Source organism: Paraburkholderia sp. SIMBA_053, assembly GCF_046534895.1.
Taxonomy (GTDB): Bacteria; Pseudomonadota; Gammaproteobacteria; order Burkholderiales; family Burkholderiaceae; genus Paraburkholderia; species Paraburkholderia caledonica.
This window is the reverse complement of record NZ_JAWRXU010001957.1, coordinates 1-228: the sequence shown is the minus strand read 5'-3', so window position 1 is coordinate 228 and position 228 is coordinate 1. Positions and strand designations below refer to the sequence as shown.

The following is a 228-nucleotide window of genomic DNA, read 5'->3' as shown; positions in this document are numbered from 1 at the left end:
ATTGCGCGGGCCGCGATCATCACTATAGTGAATGCCGGCTGATTCAATAAATAAACTTCGGAAATACATCCGCCGCCGCTAAGCTGGCTTCACCTCTTCAAGGCGAAGCATGTGATGGCGGAACTTTATCTGGTACGGCATGGCCAGGCGTCCCTGGGCGCCGACGATTACGACCAACTTTCGGACGCAGGCGAACAGCAAGGCATCTGGCTCGGCGAATACTTCGCA

The 228-nt window shown here is 55.3% G+C and carries 1 pseudogene; it reads left to right on the top strand.

Going from position 1 to position 228, the window contains the following annotated elements:
* Nucleotides 1-114: 114 nt before the first annotated feature.
* A pseudogene (locus tag SB753_RS42375) lies at nt 115-228 on the top strand (histidine phosphatase family protein); the annotation flags it as partial.